Source organism: Peribacillus sp. NPDC060253, from assembly GCF_042727425.1.
Lineage (GTDB): Bacteria > Bacillota > Bacilli > Bacillales > DSM-1321 > Peribacillus.
In genome coordinates this window covers 1-2,406 of sequence record NZ_JBHXAS010000246.1, presented here as the reverse complement: position 1 = coordinate 2,406, position 2,406 = coordinate 1, and the positions used below count along the sequence as shown (strand labels likewise).

Below are 2,406 nucleotides of genomic sequence, written 5' to 3'. Positions count from 1 at the left end.
AAATTAAAAGGCATGAGCCCGGTAGATTACCGGATTCATGCCCTCAAGGCTGCCTAATTAAATAAAGTGTCTAACTTTTTGGGTTCACTTCAGAACAGGTTCCTTTTTTCAAGATGCCGGCATCATCATTTGGTCTGACTGAACATGCTTTGCATCATTTTATCCCTGAACATTGGCATATTCAAGGATTTGGTCACTAGAAATCTTCTCAGTATGCCGTTGGATAGCACCACATTTAGCAAGCGGTACCGATTTTTATATCCTGTAAAAACCACTAAACCAACCAAGAAGATTTGAATAATTAATCGAAGCATAACAATCCCTCCTATCATTAGTGTGATATAAGGACAGGATTTTTATGAGCTAAAAGTGATAATTAACGAACTTCTTCGACTAATGGGCATATGTACGAAAAACCTTCGTTGGGGTAATGAGCTTACCGACTGCCTTATCATGCACCTCTATCGGGAGTTCATCCATTATCTGAAGCTCGTATGCAAGAGCCATGGTAACTCCTCGGTAAAAAGAAAGGTAACGGTCATAATAGCCTCCCCCAAAGCCTAGGCGATACCCTTCACGGGTAAAAGCAAGGCCGGGTACAATCAATACATCCAATTCCTCCTTGAGGGCCTTAGCTGTTTCGGATACCGGTTCAAGCAAACCGGAATAAACAGACTCCAGCTGATTGAAGGACGAAATCTTTTTGAATTCCATTGTCTTTTTTTCAGGATCACATTTAGGTACTGCCACTTCTTTGCCCTCGCTCCATGCTTGTTCGATGATCCGTACAGTTGGAACTTCAGGCGGAATGGAAATGGTGATACCAATGGTTTTAGCTTTTTTCCATTCCTCAAGCGAAAATAAGTTTTCAGCTATTCTGTTCGATAGTTCTTCATGGTCCTCTTTGGTCAGCTCCCTTAGACGGGATCTGACTTCCTGGCGGAGCATTTTCTTGTTTTCTCTCATCGTTTCCGACTCCTTTGGTCTACTTCTATTATTATCTCATAATATTTGTTCCTGTACGAAAAATACGAAGTGGGAAGTTGCCGAATCCTTCCCTGCATGGAAAATAGATGCACCAAATGGTGTTCTTGAAAAAAGGAAGGAAAGGATTAAAAAAATGCATAAAAAAAACAACAGGAAAAATCCTGTTGCTTACTTTGTTTCACGGTGAGTCGTGCTGCGTTTTTCTCTTGAGCAGTATTTTTTAAGCTCAAGACGGTCTGGATTGTTACGTTTATTTTTTTTAGAAATATAGTTACGGTCTCCACATTCAGTGCAAGCTAATGTAATATTCACGCGCATGTGTATTTCCCTCCAAACATATTGACTTTTTCACATAGGACTTTTCTATAATAGCATTATTCACTGTGAATTGCTAGTATGTTTTTTGGGAAATCCGACAATAACTTTTTTATTTTTTAACTGGTTACGTTTTGCATCGATAGGAGGAGCTGATTATTTATGGCTTTCGCTTCTTCTTTCGTTTCAGCATGAATCGCCCAAGCCACCGCTTCCACACATTCCTTCGGCAAGATTTCCGTCTCTAATGTAAACATGCTGGTGACCTCACCTTTTGCGAGCGGTGAGTAAGCCAAGAGCCCTTCTTTCAGTGATTTAAAGCAGCCCTCTTGATAAAGGCTCCCTTTACCTTGAATGCAATATTGTGAAATGCTTTTCCCTTTTACCAATCCTCCTAATAAGGCAATGGATTGAGGGGCTACATGTAAAATCGCCCGTTCATTCGGACTGTAAAAAGCCACCGCCTGTCTTTCGAAAGCGTTTTCATAGTGAAAAAATAATTTAGGACGCTTCGTCTCAAATGAGGTATTCCTTATCGTGAACTTCGAAAAGGTCACCTGCCCCTGTGTAAAGGTTTGTAATAGTGTCCGTATATCCCCATTAGGATGACTCATCATGTCTTCCTCAGGATACCAATCAAAACTCTCATCCATCCATAACCCAGCCTTCAATCCCTTACGATATAGATCCTGGTTATCCTGAGGCATATATGCGAATAGCGAATTCATATGATCATCCCTTCCCCTTCGTTATTTTTGTATATCTTATCGTTAGGCGCTGACAGCGAAACTATCCACTTTGGAATCTGCACACCATTTCATATGGGTTTGTTAATTTGTAATATTCATAATATTTCGTTTTTTCAATTTATTATACCTTTATGTTAGCACTGAATTGGCTGATGGACAATAAACACATTTTGTCGAATTTTATGTAAGTTAGCTACCAAAGGGTTTTTTTCCGTTTTAATGCTTTTTTTTTTTTTTCTCGGCGATAGTCATGATGCTTTTCGACAATAATTTGAATACAAAACAGACAAAAAATGAAGTTAACTGCCGCTTCAGAAGATATTAAAATATGAAAATCACCATTTTTTTATAAATA

General features: G+C 39.1%; 4 protein-coding genes. All 4 read right to left on the bottom strand.

What is annotated here, in order from left to right; genetic code table 11:
- Positions 1–125: 125 nt before the first annotated feature.
- Positions 126–314, bottom strand: coding sequence for a hypothetical protein (locus ACFWE9_RS26625; RefSeq protein WP_230162837.1), 189 nt, complete (start codon positions 312–314; stop codon positions 126–128).
- A gap of 79 nt (positions 315–393) precedes the next feature.
- Positions 394–966, bottom strand: coding sequence for a 5-formyltetrahydrofolate cyclo-ligase (locus tag ACFWE9_RS26620; protein WP_230162839.1), 573 nt, complete (start codon positions 964–966; stop codon positions 394–396).
- Between the two features lie 189 nt (positions 967–1,155).
- Positions 1,156–1,305, bottom strand: a complete 150-nt coding sequence (gene rpmG / locus ACFWE9_RS26615) for a 50S ribosomal protein L33 (protein WP_028391797.1) — start codon at positions 1,303–1,305, stop codon at positions 1,156–1,158.
- 116 nt (positions 1,306–1,421) lie between these two features.
- Positions 1,422–2,030, bottom strand: coding sequence for a hypothetical protein (locus ACFWE9_RS26610; RefSeq protein WP_230162841.1), 609 nt, complete (start codon positions 2,028–2,030; stop codon positions 1,422–1,424).
- Positions 2,031–2,406 lie beyond the last annotated feature (376 nt).